We start from the raw sequence: 26,560 nt of genomic DNA on the forward strand, positions 1-26,560 counted from the left end.
GGTCCACGCGCAGGCAGGCCTCCAGCCCCTTTTCCCTGTAGCACCGGAACCACTGCCCGACCGCGTGCCGCTCGTAGCCCACTTCTCTGGCTATCTGCCCGTACTCCACTGCCTGCCCGCTCCTGTAAAGGTAGAAGGCCCGCAGCCTTGCCTGCGCCAGCGGGTGAGACTCTTTTCTGCCACGCCTCAGCAAATCCCCTGCGCTTTCTCTGATGTATGTCTTAACTGCTCTTCCCATACAAAAAAAAAACAGAAAACAGCTATGGAAGGTTCTTTAGACTATTTGGTATTACCTCTGTACATTGAAAGGTATAGGATCAAGAAACACCATAGGTTCTTTCTGGTTCCACTTCGTGTTTCAGATTCAGTTTAACTTTAGGATACTGCTTTAGGTTTTCTTTGGCTTGTTTTCCTGTCGGACCACTTAGCAACAGGTTTGCCCCGTCTACAACATGTAAACCTCCTGTTATAAAAGAGGCTTCATCAGATGCCAGGAAAGCATAGAAGTTTGCCGCTTCCTCTGTTGTACCACGGCGGCCAAAGACAGTCGTCGTGCGCATCATGGTTTCTGCGTCTTCAGGAACAGCACCTACCTCCGCTTGTGTCATCTCCGTGTTGATAGGCCCTGGGCATACCACATTTACCCGAACACCATTAGGGCCTTCCTCTACTGCCAGTGATTTCATAAACCCGTGAATCCAGGCTTTGGAGCCAGCATAGGAAGCTGATTCCGGCAAGCCCTTCAGACCGGCTACTGAACCTGATGCAACAATACAACCTTGTGTCTTTCTGAGTTCAGGAATAGCAGCCCGCGTAATATAAAACATACTACGGATGTTGGCTTCCAGAAGGAAATCAAACTTTTCATCTGAAAAATCAGCTACCGGATTAAACTCCGGCATAATGCCCGCATTGGAAATAAGAATATCAAGCTTGCCATATTTTTCAATAGTAGCCTTTATAGTTTCTTCCGCTTCATTCTTGTGCCCTATATTTTTGGTCAGTCCAAAAGCCTCAGTGCCGTAATCTTCCTGTATTTCTTTCACCACTTCGGCTACCGGGTCATCTGCTAAGCCTACCACTACTACTGTAGCCCCCTGGGAAGCAAGTTTTTTAGCAACGGCCTCGCCTATGCCCGTTGCACCACCTGTTACTATTGCTATTTTGTTTTTAAAATCCATATCTTATTCTGTTTTAATTCTTTACTATAGTATTTGATACACAGAATCAATTGAGTTGGTTTTTTAAATTAAAGGCTTTCGCCAGGCAAATTTTAAAATCTGACTGGCGAAATCCTTTAGGAGCTAGCTTTATTTGTAAATAGCGCTTGTTAATTCCCGCCTGTTCTGTTCAGTTCATCCAGGTTTACATTACGCTTCTTAGACTGGAAAGCAGTGCCTTTGTTGAAGCGGTAGCGCAGGTTAAGGCGTACGCTACGCGCGCCATGGTATTGCTCTATGGCGTTGATGTTGCCATTCAGGTTTGCTTCCACGTTCATTACCCGGCCTTTGAAAATGTCTGTCACGTTCAGGGTCATGGTTAGTTTGTCGTTCAGGAAGTCGCGCTTCAGGCCGGCATCTACCCACATCTGGTCTTCTATGCTGTAGAGGCCGTATACTGCCGGGCTTTGGTAGCCGCCATTTATTTCGAGGCGCAGGCCGTAGGGTAGCATCACGTTGTGGTTTGTCTGTGCAATCACCGTTACCTTGTCATTCACAATGATCTGGTCACCATTTAAGTTTGTGAACTCCCGGTACATGGTCATAAGGTTGTTGCTGAATTCCCATTTGTTTGAGACACGCACCGGAACCACCAGTGTAGCTGTTGCGCTCTTCAGGTTCTTTACATTTTGCTGCTTAAACACGGTCGTATTGTCTTCCGGGTTCTGGGTTGGCACTTCTGCTATAAAGTTCTGCGTTTCAGCATATCCCAGAACAAGGTTATAAGTCTGCTTCAGGGTCTGTGTTACCTCATAAGAATTCACGTACTGCGGCTTCAGTTCAGGGTTGCCTTGTGCCGAGGTGAAAGGGTCCAGGAAAAAGATGAACGGGTTCAGGTGCTGATAATTAGGTCTATTAATGCGGCGGCTGTACTTATAGCCAATCTGGTAGTTGTCGCTTACTTTTTGCTGCACAAACAGGCTCGGGAACAGGTCTAAATAACTGCGGTCTGTTTTCTGGTTTTTTGTGAGTGAGTTGCCGCTTGACTCCGTTTGCTCTGCCCGCAGACCACCCTGTACCGTCCATTTCTTGCCCAACGAGGCCGACACATTAGCATAAGCCGCGTAGATGTCTTCTTTATAGATAAAGTGGTTGCTGCGGTTAGGGTCCGGAACCTGCCTTCCGTCTGATGTTTCGTAGAAGCGCAATTCATTGTTGGAGGTTACGTGGCTGGCCTTTGCACCTAACTCCAGCTTTGTCGTTTTGCCTAACAATTTTGCAAAGTCCACTTTGGCGGAGTAGATGTCGTAGCTGGTAGGGTTCTCGCTCAATAACAGCTCCAGCGTTTGCTCTGTTGGAGTGCTCAGGGGCATGTAGTTGTTTCGGAACGAAGCATCGTCCCGGCTGGTGATGTGTACATAATCCAGGTCGGCGGAGAGGGTAGTGCCAAGGGTGTCTAGTTTGCCGAGGTAGTGCAGGTTTAATGTTCCGTTTCCGTAGGTCTCATCGGAGCTGTTGAGAGAATGAATGAACAGGTCGTCTGCTGCATTGGCGTTCCGTAGGTAAGAGTCTGTCCGGAAGAGATTTTCGGTACTGTTAAAGTTTAGGTTTGCCATAGCCCCGATACTGTGCTGCGCGTTTAGGTCATAATCAGTGCCTATACGCAGGGAAGGCTGCAGACGCGCTACCTCTTCATAGCCTGTCTGGTCGAAAGTGCTTTTGCTGCCATCCTCGCTCATGAATACACGGTCCATTTTCGCGTCGCGGTAGCGCATGCTTTTGGCAAAATCCAGGCTTCCGAATGAATTCCACTTACCGCTTTTATGGCTCAGTTCAGTACCGGCAGTATAAGAGCTCAGGTTGTTGTACTGGTAGCCGCCGTAAACACTGCCGTTCATAGCTGCCTGCTGGGGTTTTTTCAGGTTAATGTTAATAATGCCTGATGCACCTTCTGCATCATATTTAGAAGAAGGATTTGTAATAAGCTCCAGGTCTTTGATGTTCTCGGCGCTCATGCCTTGCAGCAGGTTCTGGAGTTCTTTTCCTGATAAAAAGGAGCGCTTGCCGTTCAGCATCACCTGCACACCTGCCTTGCCGTTCAGCTGCAGGTTACCGTCCTGGTCTATCCATACCCCCGGAGACTGGGCCAGCACTTCGTAGGCGGTGCTGCCGCTTGCCATAGCGGTGCCTTCCACGCTCACCACCATTTTATCCGGATGTGTTGTTACGGTAGGGCGCATAGTTTGCACCTGCACTTCGGTCAGCGTCTGAGCATCACTTTTTACCTGAAGTTTACCAAAGTCTTTGGAAAATCCTGTGCCCGTCACTTCAAAAGGTTCCGTTTGTGTCTCTGCATAACCCAGTGCACTTATTTTGAGCTGGTATTTACCGGCAGCCGGAGTATTAATCTGGAAACGGCCTTCCATGTCGGCAATGGCGCCTGTTACTACTTTGGCGGTGGAGGCATCCAGTACAGCTACATTTACAAAACCAACAGGCTGCTCTTTTTCGTCTAATACGGTGCCGGACAAAGTGCCATCTGACTGGGCAAGAAGAGGGCTACTACAGAAGAGTAGTAGCATGGAGAGTAATGTGAAGAGATTTTTCATAGGTTTATTTTGTTTCGCGTTGTTGTATTGATGTCACAAAGATGGTACATAGTACTTTGTATAGCAAGGTACTGTTAGTTTTGTTTTGTGACTTTTAGACGAATAGCTGTTTTTATTCTACCAACGCTGATGGCAAGTAGGTGAGGAGGGGTTATGAAGGGGAGGATTGTAAAGAGGCTGAACCGCAACAGACGCTGACATACTCTTCCCAATCTGAAGTGTAAATTGCTTCAGTATTGGCTAAACATCAATGGTGCAGCGGGTATGCTTTTACTGTTGAAAAGTGAAAATAGAACTAACTATCACGTTCTGCGACAAGACTGTATTCGCTAACGGCGCGCATGCAGGTAGGGGAGGAATCTCAGTATAGATGGCTACTATTGCTGCAAGCTGCATTACCAGCCTTATTAATGCTGACACGGGAGGATGGTACTTATACGCAGGACATACTCATCTTTTAGATAGTTACATATTCATTTGCGTACTACCTAGGTGTGCCCCTTAGCAACATTTTAGTTGAGGCTGCTGGTTTTTTAGAGCAAAAGAATACATGCCTTTGTATTTGCACAAAGAGATAAACCAATGGAGGAACCTCAAGACGGAGAGCCTCCATTGGTTTGAAAAATATTAAAAGCTACTTAAATCCTGAAAATTACTTAGGCAGCTGTTCAGAAGTAGAAGTTTTTATCCAGTTATTTCTAAAACAAAAAGCTTCTTAAAGAACAATGACGCTGTTACTGCTACCGAATTCGTTGGGCTTCTGTTCGTCTGCCTCAGGCTCATTCATCCACTCACTCTGGTTCACCCGATATCTGAATTCATGCTGGGTATTTTTTGGAAGGGAAGCATCATAGGTGAAAGTGCCTCCTTTTTTCTTGCTCATGACCGCCGGGTTTTCCCAGTCATTATTCAAACCTAAGATTTCTACCATTTCGGCATTCTCAGGGGTTACCGTGAATTTGACCTTGCAAAGGCCTTTTGTTTTAAGGTATGTCTTCTGTATCATCTTTTAAATTTTATATGGGAAACCAAATATATGCTTTAATGCGAATAATAAAAATAGGTAACCCAATAAATGATAAAAAGTCAATTGTCTATAAATCAGTACTTCCCTTACTTGTAATGGTAAATTGTAAATGAATGACTAAGTGTAGCTGAGCTTGCTAATGCTAGAAGCCTCTGTTATTATTAAATTTTTGTGAACCTGCTCATGATGTCTTATCCAGCTTCTGCAAACTCACCGAATTGATGCAATACCTCAATCCCGTTGGCTCCGGACCGTCATGAAAGACATGGCCCAGATGACAGTCACATACATTGCACATCACCTCCATTCTATTCATCCCATGGCTGTTGTCAAATGCGTACTTTATGGCGCCTTTGGTTATGGGCTGTGTAAAGCTGGGCCACCCGGAAATGGCATGGTACTTTTCATTTGAATCGAATAAGAGGCTTCCACAGCCAATACAGGCGTAAACTCCTGGTTCGTAGTTGCGGCAATAGGCATTTTTGTAAGGCCGTTCCGTTCCCTTTTGCCTTGCTACCTGATACTGCTCCGGCGTAAGCTGCTGCTGCCATTCTTCCTCTGTTTTCTCTACTCTTCTATTGGGCTCAGGATTGCTGTATTTGGCAAATTTTATGACGTCTATCCATCGTAGCATGATGCGTTATTGCTGAATTTTCTACAAAACGTGGGAGCGCAGGAATAGTTTTCATACTGAAACCAAGTGGGTGGTCTAACTCTCTGAATCGTACCTGAAAGAAAAGTTCTTATCGCCCGGCCTTATCGTCGTTGCTTATCTTTTTGCTTCTCCTGCCGCCACCTTCGCTCATTTGCCCAAATCGCCACTCAAATGATAGTCTTGCAGAGCGGTTCACGTAGAAGGAGCGCGCTTCTGACTCAAAATTAGGACCGGAACGTTCTGATGTTTGGGTAATACCACGGGTTAAAGGATTGTTTACGGCCAAAGTTACGCTGGCTTTGTTATCCCAGAACTCTTTCTTGGCAGAAACACCATGCCAGTAGTAGCCGGTGCTGGTACCTTGCAAACTAATCCAGCCGGTACCAACACTGCCGAAGGCTTGCAGCGAATAGTTCTTAGGCAACTTATAGGTGCTGTTCATATTAAAATTCAGGACAAATCCATCATTTTGCATATTCAGGCCGGGGCTGCTCAGGTCCACATAACGCAGGTCTGCACCGCTGTTCAGGTTCCAGTTTTTTAACAGTTGGCCAGACACGTTTACATTTACACCATAGTTCTTTCGCTTTGCAATGTTCTGTGGCATACTGAGCGATACGCCATATGCATTCACTGTGGAGAGGTATTCAATCGCATTGTCGGTATAGCGCCAGTACAGCGCTGTGTTTACTGAAAGGCCTTTGTCAGTATTCAGGTTATGGGCCAGTTCAACCGCATGGTTCAGCTCAGGGTCCAGGTAAGGATTACCTGTACTAAGATTTAGCGTGTCGCTGGCATTTACCCAGGGGTTCAGGTACCAGATGAGCGGGCGCTGGATCCGCTGTGTATAGCTCAGCTTATAGGTCTGGTTTTTAAAGCCTTTCGAAAGAGTGATGCTCGGAATCAGGTTCGTATACTGGTTCGATAGTTTGGTTTTGGTTGTGATGAAATCTCCCTCAATGTCTGTTTGTTCGAGCCGCACGCCTGCGTTCAGGCCCCATTTGCGCTTATTGTTCAGGCGCATAGAGGCATAGCCCGAGTAAACCCGCTGCATGTAATCAAAATCATTTGACTGGGCCGGGTCAGGAACCAGGGGGCTGTTGCCGTCCAGGGACTGCTCTACGCGGAACTCGCTGCCAATATCGCGCAGAATAGCCTTCACACCAACTTCCAGCTTTATGCTGGTGGTATCGCGGCGGCTGAGTATTTCCAAAGGGTGAACATAGTCGGTTTGCACAGTATATTCTTTGTTTCGGCTATAATTGGCGCTGTGCTGCCTGAAAGTGATTTCATCGGCACCAGAGTAGGTTTCAGTATCATAGAAATAATTGTCCGGCATCCGGCTGAACTGCGTGAGCAGCGAAAACTCCTGCTCCGGTTTCTTAAAGGTCTTGGTATAGCCTAAGTCAAGCTGGCCATTGCCATAAGGGTTCCGGAAGTCACGTTCGTTCCGGAAGGCCAGCAATTCATTTCCTCCTGCATCCGTCAGCCGATTCCTCACGGTGCTGTTGTTCGGGAAGTTACCTCCCCACACATTGGCTGAAAAGTTGATGCGGCTTGTAGAGTCGGGATCATAGTCAATACTCATCTCGCCATAACCGCCTGTACCGGTATTATCACCGTTGTCTTGTTGTGTTAAGATGCTAACCGGTACCCTGTCTACAAGTGTAGTTCGCACCAGGTTGTTCTCCCATACATTCCGGTACTGGTACCCATTGGCCGATAGTGATATGCCGATTTTGTTTTTCCTGTAGTTCAGGCTGGTACCAAGTCCCCGGTTAAAGTTGCCCAGGGTAGCGTTCGTAGAACCGTTTAGTCCCTGCAGTCCTTTCTTGGTGATGATGTTGATCACGCCGGCCGAACCTTCCGCATCATACTTCGCTCCGGGGCTCGTAATCACTTCAATGGATTTGATCACGTTGGCGGGCATTTGCCGCAAGGCGTCGGCCAAGTTGCGTGCCATCATAGCCGATGGTTTGCCATTTATCAGCACCCTGATATTGCTGTTTCCCCGCATCTGCACATTACCGTCCAGGTCTACGTTCAATGTCGGAACTTTGCGCAGCACATCTGCAGCGGTACCACCTGCGTTGGAGGCATCTTTTTCGGCATTGTATACCAGGCGGTCGCCTTTGTCTTCTACTAAAGCTTTCATGCCGGTTACTTCCACTGCTGCGAGCATTTTACTGTCAGTGCCCAACTGTATGGTACCTAAAGTTAAAGTGGGTTGAGCGGCGGTAAGCTTCACGGGTATGGTTTTGGTTTTGTACCCGATGTATGTCAGTACCAGTGTAAAATCTCCCAGTGGCAGGTTAGAAAGTTCAAATGTTCCCTTATCATCTGCGGCGGCACCGCTGATTAGTTTTTCCCCGCTTTTGAGTACTGCGTTCGCGTACGGAACCGGTTGTGAGGTCAGAGAATCCGTCATGGTGCCACTCAGTTTTCCTGGATTAGCGGACTGGGCCATTGCACTGCCAGCGCATAGTAGTAGCAGTAATAAGGTAAAGACATTTTTCATAGTTTAGGATTGATAGTGATTAGAATGGTTATGATCGTGCTTTGACTTTTTATAGAAGGGTAGTCACTGAGGGTTGTTGTGTTGGCGGCGTAAAAGGAAGATGTCGAAAAGTGAAGCAAATGCAGGGCTTTGTTTGTTTCATAACTAGTTCATTGCATGTGCCTGTTGATATATAAGGGACCAGTAACAGCTTATTAGAATGAAAGATGCAGGAATTTAATAAATGGTTGCTTTACTTGAAAAATTTTAACATTCATTTAACTTTTACCCATATAGTTAGAAAACACCAGCTTATACCTACCAGGCTGAGAAAAGGGGTAACATAAAAAGAGGTCGTTGAAAAGGAGACAGCCTTAGCTATCTCCTTTTCAACGACCTCCTAAGAATCTGGCTATGCGGTATGGCAGGCCAGGCTTAAAATGCGTTCTCTTTACCTAACTCGCAACAGCTTCCTTTTGTACCTGTTCCGGCTTATCCCATTCTTCTGCATTTTTGATATCGAGCTTCTTTGCACTGAAAACAGGATCAAGGCCAGCTTTGCGCTGGGCCTGGTAATCTTTGAGTGCACGAAGCGCTGGTTTTCTTAATAAAATAATGGCCACCACGTTCAGCCATGCCATAATGCCCACGCCAATGTCGCCTAATACCCAGGCCGATTCAGCTGTTTTGATAGAGCCGTAGAAGGTGGCCGCCAGAATAAGGGCCCGCAACATCCACAGCAGCCATTTGCTACCCTTGGCATTCAGGTACGTCAGGTTAGTTTCTGCTATGTAATAATAAGCCATGATGGTAGTGAAGGCAAAAAGTAACAGGGAAATCGCCACAAAGCCACTGCCGAGCGAAGGGAAGTAGGTGTTCACCGCCTGCTGCGTATACTCCGGCCCAAAAGCCACTCCTGGCAGGTTTTCTACTATAAAGCCTCCCTCCGGATTGACGACATTATACTGTCCTGTGAAAAGTATCATAAAGGCGGTGGCAGTACAGACAAACAGCGTATCCACGTAAACCGAAAACGCCTGCACCAGCCCTTGCTTTGCCGGGTGGCTTACCTCGGCTGCAGCTGCAGCGTGCGGTGCTGTTCCCTGTCCAGCCTCGTTTGAATAAATGCCTCTTTTAACTCCCCAGGAAATAGCCATACCAAACACACCGGCAAAGGCAGGTTCAATGTCGAAAGCAGACCGGAAAATAAGGCTGATGACTGCAGGCACCTCTGTGATATTCATGGCGATGATAATCACGGTCATCAGGATATAAGCGCCCGCCATAAACGGAACAGCAATTTCTGCTACCTTTCCGATACGCTTTACTCCGCCGAAAATAATAAGCGCTAGCAAGGCTGTGACAGCAGCCCCGGTTACAGCCACAGGTATATCGAAGGCCGTTTTTATACTGGAAGCGATGCTGTTGCTTTGCACGCCCGGTAAAAACATAGCCATACTGATGATGGTGGCTACGGCAAAAACAACGGCATACCATTTCACACCCAGGCCTTTTTCAATATAGTAAGCGGGACCACCACGGTATTGTCCGTCTTTTACCTGCTTGTATATCTGCCCCAGTGTTGCCTCAATAAAAGCAGAAGAGCTTCCCAGAAAGGCAATCACCCACATCCAGAACACGGCTCCCGGACCGCCCATGGCAATGGCTGTTGCCACACCGGCTATGTTACCTGTTCCAACCCGGCCGGCAATAGCGATAGAGAAAGCCTGGAAGGAACTTACGCCTTTTTCAGACGATTGCCCATTAAAAAGCAGTCGAAGCATTTCCCGCAGGTAACGGACCTGCAAAAAGCGGGTGACTATTGAAAAGTAGATTCCCGCACCAAGGCAAAGTATGATAAGGGCATTGCTCCAGACAATGTCGTTGATTGAGTTAATGATGTTCTCCATGTGGTTTTTTCGGCAGGGCATGTAGCAGTCTGAGACTGTTACATGCCCTGTATTTGTAGGTGAAATTGTCTTTCTCAGCCTAAAGTAAAGAAATTTTTATCATAATCTCACCAAAAGGCCTTTCTATATAGCAGAATGTTACCTGCATGAGAGACTGATGCAGCAAGAGTGTTCTGATTCCTTTGGTATGACTTTCAATTTGTTAGACAGGTACAAATATAAATTGAACTAGTAAATACTTGATGTGCTAAATTGCTTCACGCCATGCCTTGCGCGTAGCGGCTGATGTTCCCGTCAACAGTGAGTCAAGTGGAGAGCATGTATGGAAGCATTCAGGGGAGGTATAAGCTCTACTTGCTGCTGATTCTGATAAAGCCCCTGTCATAGACTCTTTTCTGGGTGAATTCATCTGTCTCGTACCAGACATCTGCCACATAAGCTGGCGTGATGTAAGTAGTAGCAAATTCCTGGTTCCCATCAATGGTCTTGTAGTCTGTCACCATTTCGTATCCATCTTCCAGCGCTTTATAATAAGCTTCATCATCATCAAGTTCTGCTGCATAGCGGTTGTACACCTGGTGGTATTTGTCTGTTATGGCCTCATAGTGGCGCTGCAGTTCCGGGGTTTCAAACTCCATGAAGCCCTCTTCGTCTCTTGTCCATTTTCCCTGTATTTCCATACCTGCTAAGGTAAGAGATGGACATGGGAAATGATAGGGGTGTAAGAATTATAGAGTACCTGTTTTATGATGGAAAAAGAAGGCACGAACATAGCACCACATGTATACATTTCTTACCTGCAAGGCTCCTAAACTAAATTATGTGCTGATGGAAACTTTTTGCAATTTTAAATGTCTGATTTCGAGTGAGCACCTGCTTAGGCAACGCATTGCCTGTAACGGATGATAGCTTAATTAAAGTAAAAGGCCTATATAAACCACCTTCACTTCATAGGAAAACATATATGACACAAACGGTTCAGGCCGCGGAGAAAAAGAGGCTCAGCTTCTGGCAAATCTGGAACATGAGTTTCGGGTTTTTAGGGATTCAGTTTGGCTTTGCGCTCCAGAACGCCAACGTCAGCCGGATTTTTGAAACACTTGGTGGAACCGAAATCGCCCTTTACTGGCTGGCGGCACCTGTTACCGGATTAGTGGTGCAGCCAATCATAGGTTATCTCAGTGACCGCACCTGGCATCCGGTGCTAGGCCGGCGCCGGCCGTTCTTCCTGATTGGTGCCATTCTGGCTTCAGCCGCTTTGTTTGTGATGCCGAATGCTTCTGTGCTCTGGATGGCGGTGGGCATGCTCTGGATTCTGGATACGTCCATCAATGTTTCGATGGAGCCTTTTCGTGCGCTTGTAGGCGATTTGCTGCCTTCGAGCCAGCGAACCATGGGCTTTGCCATGCAAACCTTTTTCATAGGTATTGGTGCCGTAGTGGCCTCATTGCTTCCCTACATATTCACTAACTGGATTGGTGTTCCCAATACTGCCCCTGAGGGCATGATTCCTTCTTCCGTGAAGTGGTCTTTCTACGTAGGAGGCGTTGTTTTCCTGTCTGCTGTGCTGTGGACGGTGTTCAAAACCAAAGAGTATCCGCCTGAAGATATGGAGGCGTTTGAGGCTGAGAAAAAGAACACCAGCTTCAGCGATGGTGTCAGGGAAACAGTAATGGGTATTTTTAACATGCCAAAAACGATGCTGCAGCTGGCGGTTGTGCAGTTCTTTACCTGGTTTGCCCTGTTCTCTATGTGGATTTACACCACCAAAGCCCTGACCAGCCACGTGTATGGGACTTCTGATACAACTTCCTTCCTTTATAACGAAGGAGCCGATTGGGTAGGTGTTTGTTTTGCCGTTTACAATGGCGTATCTGCCATATTCGCCCTGCTGCTGCCTTACCTTGCCAAAGCTACAAGCCGTAAGCTCACTCACCTGATTTGCCTTGTGCTGGGAGGGCTGGGCCTGATATCCATCTACTTTATAGAGAACCCGATGATGCTGCTGGTATCTATGGTGGGCGTGGGCATAGCCTGGGCCAGCATCCTGTCTATGCCCTACGCTATACTGGCGGGGGCCTTGCCAGCCAACCGGATGGGATACTTCATGGGAGTGTTCAACTTCTTTATTGTGATTCCTCAGATTATAGCCGGAGCTATTCTTGGATTTATGACCGATGAGCTGTTTGGAGGAGAGGCAATCTTTGCGCTGGTGCTGGGAGGGTGTTCTATGATACTGGGTGGCTTCCTGACCTTGATTGTGGATGATGTGGATGAGCAGCTGGCTTAAGGCTGTTAACCCCAAACACCTAAACAACAGGGACTGCCGCTGAAACATGCTTTTTAAGCTATCTTGTTATATATTTAGATTCTGTTCTAAATTATAACACATGATACTTAAAAAGCTTTTACAGGTTACCCTGCTGGGAAGCGCCTTGTTTTCGCTGCCAGCAACGGTACAGGCACAGGGTACCCGCCTGCTGCGGCAGCCTACTGTCAGCGAAGGCCATGTTGCCTTTGTATATGCCAATGACTTATGGATAGCTGACCGCAAAGGGGGCAGTGCCGACCTTGGCTACGCCCGCAGGCTTACTTCCAACGAGGGAGCTGAAACCAATCCTCATTTCTCACCCGATGGTAAATGGATTGCCTTTACCGGCCAATATGATGGTAACACAGATGTATACCTGATTCCGGTAGAGGGCGGCCAGCCCAAAAGACTTACCTGGCACCCGGGCAGCGACGATGTAACCGGCTGGACACCCGATGGCAAATCCGTGCTTTTTATTTCGGCAAGGCATGGTCATCCTACGGCAAACGCCAGATTTTACCAGGTTTCGGTCGATCAGGGGATGCCGCAGGCGCTGAAAATCCCTCAGGCAGCTAATGGAGAGTTGTCAGAAGATGGTCTGTTTGCCGCTTATCAGCCTATCTCTTTCTGGGACCCCGAATGGCGCAACTACAGGGGAGGGCAGGCTCAGCCTATCTGGATTGTTGACCTGAAAGACTATTCCCTAAAGCAAACACCGCAGGCAAATAAGGAGCGGCACACAAGCCCGGTCTGGATGGACGGCATCGTGTACTTCCTATCTGAAAGAGACTATGCCAACAACATCTGGTCTTATAACCCGCAAACGGAAGAGGTGAAGCAGCACACGTTTCACAAGCAGTTCGATACGAAGAACCTGGATGCTGGTGCCGGCATGTTGGTGTATGAGCAGGGTGGCTACCTGCACCTGCTGAACCCAAAAACAAACGAGACAAAGCAGCTAACGATAGAGGTAAGAGGCGACTTTGACTGGGCACGCCCGCGCTGGGCCGATGTGTCTCCTACGCAGTTGACGCATGCTTCCCTGAGCCCTGGTGGCAAGCGGGCATTGTTTGAGTCGCGCGGAGAAGTGTTTACTGTGCCGAAGGAGGAGGGAGATTGGCGTAACATCACCCGAACACCGGGCGCCGCCGACCGTTACCCGACCTGGTCACCGGATGGTAAAAAGATTGCCTGGTTCTCCGATGCCACCGGCGAATATCAACTGATGATAGGGGACCAGGAAGGGCTGACCAAGCCGCGCAGCATCGCCATTCCGAATCCTACCTTTTTCTTCCGCCCGGAGTGGTCTCCTAACAACAAATACATAGCCTTCACAGACACAGACTATAACCTCTGGTATGTGGAAGTAGCCAATGGCAAAATAAATAAAGCCGACACCGAAGGCTACGCCCACCCCGACAGAACCCTAAACCCGGTCTGGTCTCCGGACAGCAAATGGATTGCTTACACGCGCCTGCTGGAAAACCAGTTTAAGGCGGTAAAGGTGCACAACGTAGAGACAAACCAGACGCTGCAGCTAACGGATAAAATGGCCGATGCCCTTTCCCCGGTCTGGGATGAAAGTGGCAAATACCTGTACTTTCTGGCCAGCACCAACTTTGGTCTGAATACCGGCTGGCTGGACATGAGCAGCTATGACCATCCGGTAACAAGAAGCCTCTACATGATCGTGCTTTCCAAAGACACGCCGTCTCCTTTGCTGCCGCGCAGCGATGAAGAACTGGCTCAAAATAACGAAGAAGACGAGGAGGACCAGGAGTTGCAGGATGGAAATTCTAAGAAAAAGGAAAAAGAAGTCAGAACCAAGAGCGGCCAAAAGGGCGAAGAAAAGGTGGTGAAACCTGCCGTGCAGGTGAAGATTGATATGGAAGGGCTGAGCCAGCGCATTATCCCGGTAGATATACCCGAACGCAACTACACCGGGCTCCTGCCAGGGCCGGAAGAACAGGTGTTTTACCTTGAAGCCATCCAGAACCAGCAGGGAGACAACCTGCACCGTTACAGCCTGAAGGATGCCAAATCTACAGAGTACCTGACCAAGGTGAATGATGCTGCTGTATCCTTCGACCGCAAAAGCCTGCTGTACCGCAGCGGAAGTAACTGGAGTATTGTGAGCGCCACGGGTAGTGCGCCAAAGGCGGGTGACGGGAAACTGAAGGTGGCAGATATAAAAGTGAAAGTGGAGCCAGAGGCCGAATGGAAGCAGATTTTCCGGGAGGGCTGGCGGTATCAACGCGACTTCCTCTACGTGGACAATGTGCACGGGGCACCTTGGGATAAACTCTACGAGTGGTACAGCCCATGGCTGGAGCACGTGCGCCACCGTTCAGAGTTGCACTACATGATCGATATCCTGGGTGGTGAAGTGTCTGTAGGCCATTCCTATACCTCGGGGGGTGATTTCCCGGATGTGAAACGCGTGCCGATCGGTTTACTGGGTGCAGATTATGAGGTAGACAAAGGCTACTACCGCATCAGCAACATCTATAACGGCGAAGCCTGGAACCCGGATCTGCGTGCTCCGCTGCGTGCCCCCGGATTGAATATAAACAAAGGAGATTATATCCTGGAGGTGAATGGTGTGGAAGTAAAGGCACCGGAGAACATATATAAGTTTTTCGAGGCCACCGCAGATCGGCAGACCGTGCTTCGCATCAACAGCAAGCCAACCAGGGAAGGCTCCCGCTTAGTAACAGTTGTGCCCATCGCGAATGAGAACGGTCTGCGGCGCATGGCCTGGATTGAAGGTAACCGCAGAAAGGTAGACGAGTTATCCGGTGGCAAACTGGCCTATGTGTATGTTCCAAACACCGGGCAGGGCGGCTATACCTACTTTAACAGGTATTACTTTGGCCAGCAGGACAAAAAAGGAGCTGTTATTGATGAGCGTAACAACGGAGGAGGTTCTGCAGCCGATTACATGGTCGACATTATGGGTAGGGAACTGCATGGTTACTTCAACAGCAAAGTTGGGGAGCATCGTCCGTTCACCACGCCGATGTCTGGTATCTGGGGGCCAAAAGTGATGATTGTAAACGAAATGGCTGGCTCCGGCGGCGATTTACTGCCTTACCTGTTCCGTAAGATGGAGATTGGTCCTATTGTGGGAACCCGCACCTGGGGTGGCCTGGTAGGTACCTGGGACACGCCTCCTTTCATTGATGGTGGCCGCATGGTAGCTCCCCGTGGCGGTTTTGTAGATGCCAATGGCGAGTGGGCTGTGGAAGGCGAAGGTGTTGCGCCGGACATTGAAGTAATGAACAAACCCGCAGATGTGATTGCTGGCAGAGACCCGCAGTTAGAGCGTGCTGTGGCAGAAGCAATGGAGCTTCTTAAAACGCAGGAGGTGATATTAAAGCCAGAGCCTGCCGCCCCGAACAGATGGCACCGTCCGGAAGGTTGGGAGAAAGAAGCTGAACAGCCAAACCAATAGAAGCAGGAGCTATTGTTGATGAGGCGCTGCATTTTGCTTCGCAAGTTAAATAAAATGTAATTCATAGTAACAAATTAAAGCGGTGTGGAGGTCTCTCTGCACCGCTTTTCTGTTCTATTGCAGCCGTGCTGCTCAGTTTCATCTTCCTTTGTGAAGCATACGGAGGCGAAAAGTTAATTGGAAGCCGGAAAAGTACGGCTCATTAGAAACAGTATATGTATGGGAAACAGAAAACCTCCTGTACTGGCAGAAGTAATTCATCTGGCAGTACAGGAGGCTTTTGTTTTTGATTAACAGCTATTTTGTTTTAGAAGGTCCTTTCTTTCTGCAGTAAGCATAAGCATCAGCCATGGTTGGTAGAATGTTCAGTACGCTGTTTAGGCCTGCCTTTTCTATTACCCTGTGGATTTTAGGATTAAACTGGTAGAAGAGCAGTTCAACGCCACTGGATTCCGCTTTACTACATAGAGACAGGAGCATGCGCAGCGACTGTGTTGGGAGTGAAGAAATGGACTCGCAGTCCACCCATACAGTTTTATTTTTTGATAAGGCAGCGCACCGCATTACCTGCTCCAACATAGTACAATCTTCTGTATTTACACATCCCTTTGCCATCACCAGGCTGCAGTACTTCATATGCTGTACAAAAACTGCCATTATTTTCTCCGTTTGTTTGTTTAGGTTATGTTTACAAATCCCTCTTTAAAAGGAGGGGTTTACTTTTGATAAAGGTACGGCTACAAATTTTTCTCACAGGCAGCGGAAATACGTAATCTCTTTTGTTGTAAATACTTAACTTTTTGTTAATATAGCCAATAGTGGGCTTGGTTTGGCAGTGTATGCGCTATAGGAGTGTTTATATCACGTTTTTAAGCACAACTCCTTTAGTACTTGTACGCATAAACGCCAATACCTGGTGATAAAATAGGATGCTAAAAAGGGGGTGCTAAGTGATAATATTCAGTTATTTGAGCTTACCTAACAGTGGCAAACGCAACAGCTTGGCAAAACAAAAGCCCTGTAGGGGGGACTACAGGGCTAATGCTAATCTAAACACAAACAACCAACAAATTTATTACTAACCAAAAATATATTTAATGCTTTGGCTCCGGGGAGAGCCAACGTATCAATAGCGAATAAAGGGAGCAGAAAGGCTGATGGAATGATAGTTATCAGCGAAGCCCACAAAGTAATCTCCTATAAATATTCCGGCACCATTATTTACAGCGCTTGCTACTTCTACATGGTGGATCATGTTGCCATCTATGGTGGCGTATCCTACATGTTCTTCTTCATGGGTGCCTGCTTTTAATAAAGCAATGGCAGACAAACATGTACTTTTGTAGCAGCTTTCTGCCTGTTTCTGAGATGATTGGTGAACGGTGGTATTCATGTTAATCGGGAGCTTGGGGTTTTAATACGTTACAATTTTACGCATACCAGCCTTCAGGAAACAGGAATATTAAGCACTGCAGGTAACATGAATGTTCAGGCAATCAGCACTATACTTTGAGCCTTGAAACGCTTTATTGTTTTAGTATGAAGGATGCTTTTTGCCGCTAGTGGTGATGAGAGTAGTGTGAGAATGAGGTTTAAAATCGCAAAAAGTAACATTTTAACCCTTGCTATTTTTAGAAAAACTTTGTGTTAAGTAATGGCTACAGGTGTAAAATGCCAGTACTGTTAACGAAAGAAAGCCTCCGGGAAAGACTACCAGCCACCAGGCAGAAGTATTTGAACGAATATTTGCTATCATTCTTCCCCAGCTAACCAGTGTGGTCGGCACACCAATACTAAGAAAAGATAATGTTGATTCGAGAGCGAGTAATCCCCCAAGTCCAAAGGTAAAGGCTACCAATACAGGCCCTGCAAGGTTGGGCAGCGCATGCCGCAGAAGGAGTTGGTTGGCACGCAGACCGATGCTTTTTGCCGCCTCAAAGTATGGCAGCTGCTTTATCCGAAGCATTTCTGCGCGCGCCAGGCGTGCCACGTTTGTCCAGATGGTGAGTACAAGAATCAATGAAAGTAAAACAACAGAGGGAGGCAGGAAAGAGGCCAGTACCAGTATCAGCACAAAACGTGGTATGGTGGAAAGGCCTTCAATCAATCGCAGCACTATTTGGTCCACGGGAACGGCTAACCGTTTCCGAAAAAAAGTTACTCTTTTATGTAGCAACACGAAAAAGCCAGAAAGTAACATGAGTAGCAGGATACCGGTTATAAGGCTTGCAGCAAGTGCAGTTGCCCCCAGACCTAGACGCGTAATTTGAATAGGGAGATAGAGGCCGTAGTAACAAAAACAGATGATTCCCAGCACTAGCACCAGCAAGCTGCTCCTGTGCATGGTGAAGCCACGGTCTGCGTAAAATCCTGCTCCTGCGCCTAAAATCAGACCTAAGAGCGTAGCGAGCAGCATCACAGGTACGCTGATGAGAAGCGCAGTGCGGGCACCATACAGCATGTTGGAAAATACGTCTCTTCCCAAACCGTCTGTACCCAGCAGGTGCCGCGCCTCATCAGGTGCAGTGGCAGGCTCAAACGGTGGCTGAAATGTATGGGCATAATCAAGTTTGTCCGGACCATAAGGGAGGGGGAGCCAGGGCAACACCAGCACCAGCAGAAGGAGCAGTATGAGATAACCGGCCGCCATTTGAAAAGCTGTTTTGCGGCGCCAGAGGTCAACGATATTTTGCCAGACCTGCTTCATGCCAATTGCTGCTTGATGCGCGGATCAGTCCAGGCATAGCCCAAATCGGCCAGCAGGAAAGCTATAATTCTGAAAGCTGCTATAACCAGCACAATGCCGATGAGCACCGGGTAGTCCCGGGCCATCACCGAATCTATCAACAGACGCCCAATGCCCGGTACTGCAAATATCGTTTCGATGATCAGGGTGCCAGCCACCAGGGCAGGAAGTATATCAGAAGCAATGGTGATAATGGGCAACAGCGAATTCCGGAGAACGTGCCGCCTTATGATAGCGCCTTCTGCCAGCCCCTTCGCCCTGGCAGTACGGGTATAGTCTGCCCGCATTGCCGAATGGATGGAGGCGTAGACCTGGTTTGTGATGTAGGGCAGGCTGGAAAGCACGAGGCAAAGCATGGGCAGTGTCATATATTGCCACCATTGGCTTAACTGTTGCCAAAAGCTTAGTTGCTGGGGAGAATAATAGCCCATGCCATAAACCGGAAAGAGCTGTATAAAGTCCGGGTTTGCCAGCAGCACCAGCAGCAGCAGCGCCAGCACAAAAACGGGAATACTGTCGGTGATGAATAGAAAAGGCAGCAGCAGCTTATGAAGGAACCGGCTTTTTTTCTTCACCATCAGGATGCTCAACTCCAGTGCCAGCGCCAGTGTAATTGCCATGCTGCAGATCAGGAGCCACCACGTATTGCCAATCGCCTCTATTAGGAGTGCCAGCACAGGGCGGCTGCTTCTGTAGGATGTGCCCAGATCGCCTTGGAGGAGTCGTATGAGCCATTGGTGGTATTGATTCTGGCGGCCGTTCCAGCTTAGTTGCGGAACCAGAAAAGCGAAAGATGCCCGCTCTTGCTGCATAATCTGTAGCCTTTCAAGCACCTGCTCCGCCGCCTGCTTTACCTGCGGATTGCTGGCGACCGCTACAGCGCTTTTAGCAGTTTTCTGCAAATGTTCATACTTTACTTCCGCTCGCAGTATCTGAAGGTGGTGCTTGAGGGAAGCATCAGGATAAGTTTGCAGTTGCCTTTCTAGTAGCTCTGTGCTTGATAGATATGCCACTGCATGATGCTTGCTGCCATAGTGCCAGGCAAGCTTCCTGAGTTGCTCCTGCCTGGGTTCATTATAAATCTGGTTCAGGGAGTCTGGTGGCTGAGTTGCCGGGGCCACCGAGAAATAGAACAAAGGCAGATCTAGTCCGGTTCTCCGGACGTAACTCTGATAAGCGGCCTGCCTGTCGCTTTCAGTGCCTTTGCTATAATACCCGGCGCTGCTCTCCAGGATTCGTTCCGAGGCAAAAGAACCTGGCAATAGCCTGCTGAGCAGGAATACAACAGTCGCCATTAACCACAAGGCAGGTATAGCCAGGAGTAATCGCTTGAGAAGGTAGGGTAACATTGAGCGCTACTTATTCCTGTAACGTGAACGCGCTCACATCATAGTTTGGCTTCAGTCCGGATACTTTTATATTGTCGAACCGGCGGTGCACAGCAAGGCGATCTTGACGGTAATACATAGAGATGAAAGCCGCCTCCTCATGCAGGATTTCCTGGAGGCGCTTTAAGAGCTTCGCTTTTTCCTGTGGTGATTCGGTCCTATTGATGGCATCTAACACGCTGTCGCTTTCAGGCGTACCGAACCCGGTAACGTTCATACCACCTTCAGAAGCGAAAGTAGTATGGAGCAAGGGCTGAAAATCGTACACAAACGGATTGCCAGACAGTGACCGGAAAAACATCTCATATTCATGCCGCCTTAGGTTGGTGCTCAATAAACTATTCTCCATACCCTGCACCTGTACCGGTATACCCACCTCTGCGGCCCTTTGCTGGAAAATTATAGCGGCTGTCTCAAACGCGGTGCTGCCAGCTTTATAGTTGACTTCAATAGTCAGCTGCTCTCTTTGGCCATTAATAGTTTTATACCACCCATCCTGTTCTTTTTGCCATCCTGAGGCGCTGAGTAAGCTGGTTACTTTGTCTGCGTTATAGCTGCGGAGTTCCAGACTGCTGTTGTAGTACTCTTGTACAGAGGGAGGGATAGGGCCAACAGTAGGAGTGGCATAATTTCGCTGAGAGACCTGTATAATACTGGTTACATCCAGCAGATGGGCAATGGCCTGTCGGGTACGTTTGTCGGAAAGCTTAGGGGAGCGCGTATTAAGACCGGCATAAACAAATTCGTAGGCATCTGGGGAGTAAAGCGAATAGTCTTCCTTGAAACTCTCGTCGTTCCTGATTTTGTCGAACTCAGCGGCCTCAATATTTTCTAAAACATCAAGCTGCCTGTTCTTAAGAGCCAGTAAAGCAGTGGTGTTGTCAGGAATTACCTGGAAGCTGATTCGCTCCGGATTTGCGGTCAGGTGTGGTGCATCGGGTATGTCATTTCCCCACCAGTCGCTTTTGCGCTTCAATGCAAGGTATTGCCCGTTTGCCCACTCTTCAAGCAGGTAGCCACCGCTGCCTTGCAGCATGGCAGTGCTGTGCCCATACTCCTGAGAGTTGAATTTCGCTGCAAATGCCTTTAGATTCTCGTTGTTTTCTAGCTCGGAAAGGCCTCCGCTTAGTGCTGCCACCTCAATCGGTTGCAGCAGTGCTTCCGGATCAAACAGATATGCCGGGAGTATGAAAAAATCTCCTGTCAGCAACTCCATCTCAGGGCTGTACCCTGCACACACAAGCGCAAAGCGCTTTGAGTTGGAGGCATCTATCCTGATATCCCGAATGAACTGTACCTGTGGTTTTAAAAACTCGTTGTTGAGCAACGGAGCTTTCAGCACTTTCAGGGTAAAGGCAACATCTGCTGCTGTTACAGGCGAGCCATCCGTCCAGGTTGCCTCCTCCCTGATTTGGTAGGTGAACAGCGTCACGGAATCCTGGCGCTCTACCTGTGGCATTTCTGCCGCCAGGAAAGGCTTGATCTTGTCATCCGCGAGGTCTGCACTCAGCATGCTCTGAAACAGCAGGTTTACTATTTGTAGCGCTCCCGCATCACTATAGTTTACCGGGTTCAATGTTTCCGGATCCACCGCCAGTCGCACCCGCACCTCCTCAGGGGCACGTGCGGGCTGATTACAGCATGAAAGAACTACTAAAAGGCTTACTAAAAATAACCTGAAATTTCTCATTTAACTACCCTTTGGCTAAAGATATTGTTAAGGGCAAGTTAGGGAAAAAGAATATTAAATTTAGGAAATGTTAGGGCTTAATGTGTGCCATCTGCCCAAGTTCCTGTTCCACCATGTGTAGTTGGACCTGGTACAGTAGTCGTAATAGTTGGGCTAGTCTTACCACCATCTTTCTTTGAGGTAGTAGTTGCATCACTAATTGGAGTAGTGAGTGTTATAAGTAGTGAGATTAGTAATTCTACCATTTCTATAAGAGTTAAAGTTGTTAATGATTTACCTAACAAAGGTTAAGTTTTGAAGCACGAGTAAAAAGGAATGTTTTGTTTGATAAGTAATTTATGCAAAAATAATTTTAAGTATAATCTTTTTTATATATTTTACAGGAGAGTTGGTTAATCCAATAAAATAAGCAAATTTTATACATGGAAATTAGACGAAAGTAACAACGTTGATAGTGATGACGTGATCAAAAATCTCAAATTTATGGTTTAAAATAAAGCCAAATGTTAACAATTTAGTAACAAGGACTTTTATTATACTATATTAAGCTATATTAACTATTGTCAAAATTTTATTACTTTATGACCTATTTGTTATGAATGAATTATTGAAGTTAACAGATATAGTAACAAATGGTGCAAACTTAAACCAATCTTTACCTTTAGAAAATGGGCGCAATAGTAAAGAAAAGAAGTTCATTGAAAATTTAAAAAGTAAAAATTATAACTCAGATGAAGCTGCTGCTCTAGATATTTATGGCACAACTCCAAACGATGTTCGGTATAAAATGCTAAAACACCGAATGAAGAAGAAGCTTTATAACAAGCTAATACTCATTGATTTCAATAAGCTAGGTTTCAATAATCATTATCAAAAGGAACATGAATGTATAACACTACTTCATCAGGCACATATATTGAAGAGAGAGTATGAACTTGATCTTGTAATCAATCTTTCTAACAAAGTTATAGCTATTGCTGAAGAATTTGACTTTACTAATCACTTAGTCTCTGCTCTTGAATTAAAGTCTTTTTGTTACACAGAAAATGGTAACGTTAAGATGTTTGATAAAACTATAAAAGAACTTGAAGCAAAAACAGAAAAGCTTAACAAGGAAATGGAAGCTGTAAGAATGTATCAAACAGTTAAGCTTTACCTTAAGAAGTCTATTACTACACGTAAAAACCTCATTCCTAAAGTCCCTTCAATAGTGGCAAAATTGGAATTAATTTGGCAGCAGACAAGATCTTTCAATGCCTTTGAAGCATACTATAAGACATCTATTTCTTATTACGAATTAGAAGGCGATTTTGACAAAATAGTTGAAATGACTGTAGCCTCCTTTAAATGGGTTGAAGAAGGCTTAGTAAACAAGTTGCTTTTTAATACAAATTACAACAAGTTTATTTTGGTCTATGCACATTTACGGAGTAAGAAGTATGAGGATGGATTAAAATATGCTGAATTGTACTGTAATGATTTCAGGTATTCTTCTGTGAATTGGTTTTCATTCATGGAAAATTACTTTCTGCTTGCTTTGCACTGCCGTCAATACGAACTGGCTTGGATTCTTCTTCGAAGAGTATTTGAAAACCCCTCCTACAAAATAATTGCTAAATCTGCCAAAGAAAGGTGGAGCCTTTATCAAGCATACTACGGATTTATAGCTCCGATTACCACTGCAGAAATATCTCTTCAAAAGAATCCGTATGGCTTATCTTTGCCAGAATACAGCAAAGACAAGTTAGGATTCAATGTGGCTATTCTGATTCTTCAGTTCATATACTTCTTGCAAAAAGAAGATTCAGAGGCACTCTTGTATCGCATTGAAAGCTTAAAAAAGTATATTTTAACTCACCTGAAAGATACCTTTAGTTTAAGGAGTAAAACATTTCTAAAGCTTCTCATTTTAACAGTCACAGAGGACTTCGAAGCGGATGCCTGTAAGAAGAAAGGGCAGAAGCTGTATCAAAGGCTCATCGAAACGCCTCCTCCCGGTGATGCTTACGCTGAAATTGAAATAGTACCCTATGAGCATCTTTGGGAACACATCCTTTCTATATTAGAAAGCAAATCTTAATCCGGAAGCACCTGAATAAATGGATGAATTAAAAAGACTGGTAAGGCTAGTTGTAGAACGAAGCAATAAATCATCACCTCTCATTAATCAACAAGATGAAAGCAGCTTAGAGACTAAGTTATTTAAGTTGATTAAGCAGGGTGAAGTTGAACGTGATGAGGATGCTGCTTTAGCTCTTTATGGAAAGGAAAGTTTATCTGCTACATACCGCATGCTGAAATCAAGGTTGCGGAAAAAGCTTTTCAATCAATTACATTTTTTAGATTTTCCAACGAGCAAATTTAAAGCCCACAGTGTAGAAAACTACCAGTGTAATGTATCAATGCTAGAGGTGCAATGCCTACTTATTGCAGATGAATTTCAGATTGCAGATAAGCTAATCAACCAGGTTATAGCTATGGCAAAGGCTGACGGGCTAACTTCTGTCATGGTCAGAGCATTAGAGCAAAAGCAAGTTGTAAACTCAGCTATATATAGCAAAAGAGCATATAAGGAAGCGGAGAATGAACTTCTGAAGTACTACGAACTATTGGCATGTGAACGCGAAGCAACAAAGTTGTTCCAACTTACTTCTCTTGAATTGAAGTCAGGTGTAAGCAACAGAAACAAATTTTTGCCTGAGTTACTAGAGGTTATCAGCGAATTAAATGTTCTGTGGGAGAAATCACAATCCTCCCGTATTTTTGATCTTTATCACATTTTAAGTATTCAGTATCTGGAGTTGTGTGGTAATTACAAGGCTATTTCTGACGCTGTTGAGAAAGCTGAGAAACTGTTAAATGAGGGACGTATACACTCTAATTGGTTTAACCACAGGTACAACGCTTTTATTCGCATTTATGCTTTGCTCAGAACAAGGCAATATGAAACAGGAATTTCGCTTGCACAAGAGTATCTTCTGCTATTCGAACCCCATACAGTAAACTGGTTCGCATATATGGAGAACTACCTGCTCTTGGCGCTGCATTCAAAGAACTATGAGTTGGCCAGTGAATTGATGCAGCAGAGTTTGGGGAACCAGCATATCCACACAATCCAGAATGCCGCAAAGGAAAGGTGGGAGTTATATAGGAAGTATTTGCTAATGATGCATACTATCATGCCCTCTATTAATGTAAAAAATTTGCCTCAGGGAGTGCTGACTGAACTTGTAATGCTGCCCAAGGACAAGGCTGGTTTCAACTTATCGCTGCTCGTTTTGGATACGATCAAAAGCTTTTCGATTCAGAGTATTGACGATTATGAATCACAGGCAGAAAGGATGAGGAAGTATATATCTAAGTATCTGCGTGGGGAGAAATCAGAACGGCCACGATTGTTGTTAAGGCTGCTACTGTTAGTGATTAAAGAAGGTTTGCATCCCATAAGGTCAAAAGAAAAGGGGCAAAAGCTATACGATAAATTAAGCCAGATGGCACCTCCGGGTGACGCATTCGCAGAGGTAGAAATTATACCGTACGAGCACCTGTGGGAGTTAGTGCTAAAGGTTCTGGAGAAGCGGGTTTCATAATAATGGTAAGCGGTTCCTTTTCTTTACCCTGGTGTAATACATTGGGAATGTATGCATGAAAGAGCAAGGCCTATCTTTTCTTAACCGGTGATAAGCTTAATAAATAGTAATTTTTACTATTTTACCGGATGCAAAAGAACAACCCAACCGTTACAAGAGCCTGGTGCTTTTACGACTGGGCCAACTCCGTTTACTCGTTGGTCATTACGTCCACCATCTTTCCTATTTACTTTAGCGCTGTGGCCAGGAATCCGGACGGAACAGATGTAATCAGCTTTCTCGGGTTTGAGCTGGGCAGTTCAGTGTTGTTTACTTATGCCATTTCAGCTGCCTTTCTCATTATTGCGGCACTCAGCCCTTTCTTGACTGCTATCGCCGACTACAGTGGCAAAAAGAAGCTGTTTATGCAGTTGTTCTGCTACCTTGGTGCTGCTTCCTGCGCCGGTCTGTACTTTTTTACCCGCGAAACATTTACTTTTTCGGTTATACTTTTTGTGCTGGCTACCATAGGGTTTAGCGGTAGTATCGTGTTCTATAACGCCTATCTACCAGAAATTGCCACCGAAGATCAGTACGACAGGTTAAGTGCACGCGGCTTTTCCATGGGGTATGTGGGCAGTGTGCTGTTGCTGGTGTTTAACCTGGCTATGATTATGATGCCGCAGTGGTTTGGGATTGCTGCGGATAACACCTCACTTCCGCCCCGCATTGCCTTTCTGACCACAGGCATCTGGTGGTTTGGCTTTGCCCAATACTCCTTTTACCATCTGCCGGGCAACGTGTATGAACGCAAGCCGAAAGGTAGTTGGATACTGAATGGCTTTAAGGAGCTGAAGCATGTGCTGGACCAGGTGAAAGGGTTGCCAATGCTGAAGCGCTTCCTGCTCGCTTACTTTTTCTATAACATGGGCGTGCAGACGGTGATGTACCTTGCCGCTATTTTCGGGGAGGTGGAGTTAAGGTTGCCAAGCGAGGTGCTGATTCTGACGATACTAATTATACAATTACTGGCTGTTGCCGGTGCCTATACTTTCTCGAAGCTATCTGCAAAGTACGGCAATATACAGGCGCTTATCATTGCTGTAGTCATCTGGATCGGCATCTGTATAGGGGCTTATTTCACTTACAGTGAATTCCAGTTTTATGCCCTTGCGGCCGTGGTGGGTTCGGTTATGGGAGGAATACAATCGCTCTCACGCTCCACATACTCTAAACTGATACCTACTGCCACAATAGACCATGCCGCTTTCTTCAGCTTTTATGATGTAACAGAAAAAGTATCTATTGTGCTGGGCACACTGGCGTACGGTATGATTGCTTATTATACAGGCTCTATGCGAAACAGTATCCTGGCGCTTATCACATTCTTTGTCCTAGGGCTGCTCTTCCTGTTTTTGGTTCGGGGCAAAAAGTCGCTGGAGCCGCAGGCTGAGAATGTGCAGGTAGCGAGCACGTAAAATTTTAGGCTGCTTCACACCTCCGGACTCACTAACATAAGAAAGGCCGCTGCAGAAACTTATGCA

The 26,560-nt window shown here is 46.4% G+C and carries 18 protein-coding genes; 5 read left to right on the forward strand and 13 right to left on the reverse strand.

The genetic code is table 11. The annotated features are described in order from the left end of the window. From DXT99_RS15135 to DXT99_RS15170, 8 genes are all read right to left on the reverse strand, one after another. The coding region (locus DXT99_RS15135; protein ID WP_147294234.1) for a helix-turn-helix domain-containing protein at positions 1 to 238 on the reverse strand (238 nt) is incomplete at its 3' end. 79 nt (positions 239 to 317) lie between these two features. Next, positions 318 to 1,181 (reverse strand): SDR family NAD(P)-dependent oxidoreductase, encoded by an 864-nt coding sequence (locus tag DXT99_RS15140; protein ID WP_115566423.1) that lies wholly within the window; start codon positions 1,179 to 1,181, stop codon positions 318 to 320. A gap of 149 nt (positions 1,182 to 1,330) precedes the next feature. Further along, complete coding sequence (locus DXT99_RS15145; RefSeq protein WP_115566424.1) at positions 1,331 to 3,769, reverse strand: TonB-dependent receptor domain-containing protein; 2,439 nt, start codon at positions 3,767 to 3,769, stop codon at positions 1,331 to 1,333. Between the two features lie 715 nt (positions 3,770 to 4,484). After that, positions 4,485 to 4,775 (reverse strand): isoamylase early set domain-containing protein, encoded by a 291-nt coding sequence (locus DXT99_RS15150; RefSeq protein ID WP_115566425.1) that lies wholly within the window; start codon positions 4,773 to 4,775, stop codon positions 4,485 to 4,487. A gap of 202 nt (positions 4,776 to 4,977) precedes the next feature. Next, complete coding sequence (gene msrB / locus DXT99_RS15155) at positions 4,978 to 5,430, reverse strand: peptide-methionine (R)-S-oxide reductase MsrB (protein WP_115566426.1); 453 nt, start codon at positions 5,428 to 5,430, stop codon at positions 4,978 to 4,980. Positions 5,431 to 5,539: 109 nt separating this feature from the next. Beyond that, positions 5,540 to 7,969, reverse strand: coding sequence for a TonB-dependent receptor domain-containing protein (locus tag DXT99_RS15160; RefSeq protein WP_115566427.1), 2,430 nt, complete (start codon positions 7,967 to 7,969; stop codon positions 5,540 to 5,542). A gap of 434 nt (positions 7,970 to 8,403) precedes the next feature. Continuing rightward, a complete protein-coding gene (locus DXT99_RS15165; protein ID WP_115566428.1) occupies positions 8,404 to 9,858 on the reverse strand; it encodes an alanine/glycine:cation symporter family protein in 1,455 nt (484 codons plus the stop codon). Between the two features lie 350 nt (positions 9,859 to 10,208). Further along, positions 10,209 to 10,538, reverse strand: a complete 330-nt coding sequence (locus tag DXT99_RS15170) for a hypothetical protein (RefSeq protein ID WP_115566429.1) — start codon at positions 10,536 to 10,538, stop codon at positions 10,209 to 10,211. A 284-nt stretch (positions 10,539 to 10,822) separates the two neighbouring features. On the opposite strand from DXT99_RS15170, the gene DXT99_RS15175 reads away from it, so the two are divergent. Both DXT99_RS15175 and DXT99_RS15180 read left to right on the forward strand, forming a co-directional pair. After that, positions 10,823 to 12,148, forward strand: a complete 1,326-nt coding sequence (locus tag DXT99_RS15175) for an MFS transporter (protein ID WP_246000747.1) — start codon at positions 10,823 to 10,825, stop codon at positions 12,146 to 12,148. 100 nt (positions 12,149 to 12,248) lie between these two features. After that, positions 12,249 to 15,623, forward strand: coding sequence for a S41 family peptidase (locus DXT99_RS15180; RefSeq protein ID WP_115566430.1), 3,375 nt, complete (start codon positions 12,249 to 12,251; stop codon positions 15,621 to 15,623). Positions 15,624 to 15,920: 297 nt separating this feature from the next. Here the strand turns inward: DXT99_RS15180 and DXT99_RS15185 are convergent, their stop codons facing one another. From DXT99_RS15185 to DXT99_RS15205, 5 genes are all read right to left on the reverse strand, one after another. Then, positions 15,921 to 16,259: an STAS domain-containing protein gene (locus tag DXT99_RS15185; RefSeq protein ID WP_181885144.1), complete on the reverse strand. Its 339-nt coding sequence runs from the start codon at positions 16,257 to 16,259 to the stop codon at positions 15,921 to 15,923. 490 nt (positions 16,260 to 16,749) lie between these two features. Further along, the gene (locus DXT99_RS15190; RefSeq protein ID WP_115566432.1) at positions 16,750 to 17,016 is read right to left on the reverse strand and encodes a hypothetical protein; all 267 of its coding nucleotides are present in this window, start codon (positions 17,014 to 17,016) and stop codon (positions 16,750 to 16,752) included. A gap of 222 nt (positions 17,017 to 17,238) precedes the next feature. Continuing rightward, positions 17,239 to 18,330 carry an ABC transporter permease gene (locus DXT99_RS15195; RefSeq protein WP_115566433.1) on the reverse strand — a complete coding sequence of 364 codons (1,092 nt, stop codon included), beginning with the start codon at positions 18,328 to 18,330 and terminating at the stop codon, positions 17,239 to 17,241. Continuing rightward, positions 18,327 to 19,718, reverse strand: coding sequence for an ABC transporter permease (locus tag DXT99_RS15200; RefSeq protein WP_115566434.1), 1,392 nt, complete (start codon positions 19,716 to 19,718; stop codon positions 18,327 to 18,329). Before DXT99_RS15200 ends, DXT99_RS15195 begins: the two co-directional genes overlap by 4 nt. Positions 19,719 to 19,728: 10 nt before the next feature. After that, the gene (locus DXT99_RS15205) at positions 19,729 to 21,447 is read right to left on the reverse strand and encodes an ABC transporter substrate-binding protein (RefSeq protein ID WP_246000749.1); all 1,719 of its coding nucleotides are present in this window, start codon (positions 21,445 to 21,447) and stop codon (positions 19,729 to 19,731) included. Positions 21,448 to 22,042: 595 nt separating this feature from the next. On the opposite strand from DXT99_RS15205, the gene DXT99_RS15210 reads away from it, so the two are divergent. From DXT99_RS15210 to DXT99_RS15220, 3 genes are all read left to right on the forward strand, one after another. After that, positions 22,043 to 23,527, forward strand: coding sequence for a hypothetical protein (locus DXT99_RS15210; protein ID WP_115566435.1), 1,485 nt, complete (start codon positions 22,043 to 22,045; stop codon positions 23,525 to 23,527). Positions 23,528 to 23,546: 19 nt separating this feature from the next. Continuing rightward, positions 23,547 to 25,037, forward strand: a complete 1,491-nt coding sequence (locus DXT99_RS15215) for a hypothetical protein (protein WP_115566436.1) — start codon at positions 23,547 to 23,549, stop codon at positions 25,035 to 25,037. Between the two features lie 128 nt (positions 25,038 to 25,165). Beyond that, positions 25,166 to 26,494, forward strand: coding sequence for an MFS transporter (locus DXT99_RS15220; RefSeq protein ID WP_115566437.1), 1,329 nt, complete (start codon positions 25,166 to 25,168; stop codon positions 26,492 to 26,494). Positions 26,495 to 26,560 lie beyond the last annotated feature (66 nt).

It is taken from the genome of Pontibacter diazotrophicus (assembly GCF_003367245.1).
In the GTDB taxonomy this organism is placed as follows: domain Bacteria; phylum Bacteroidota; class Bacteroidia; order Cytophagales; family Hymenobacteraceae; genus Pontibacter; species Pontibacter diazotrophicus.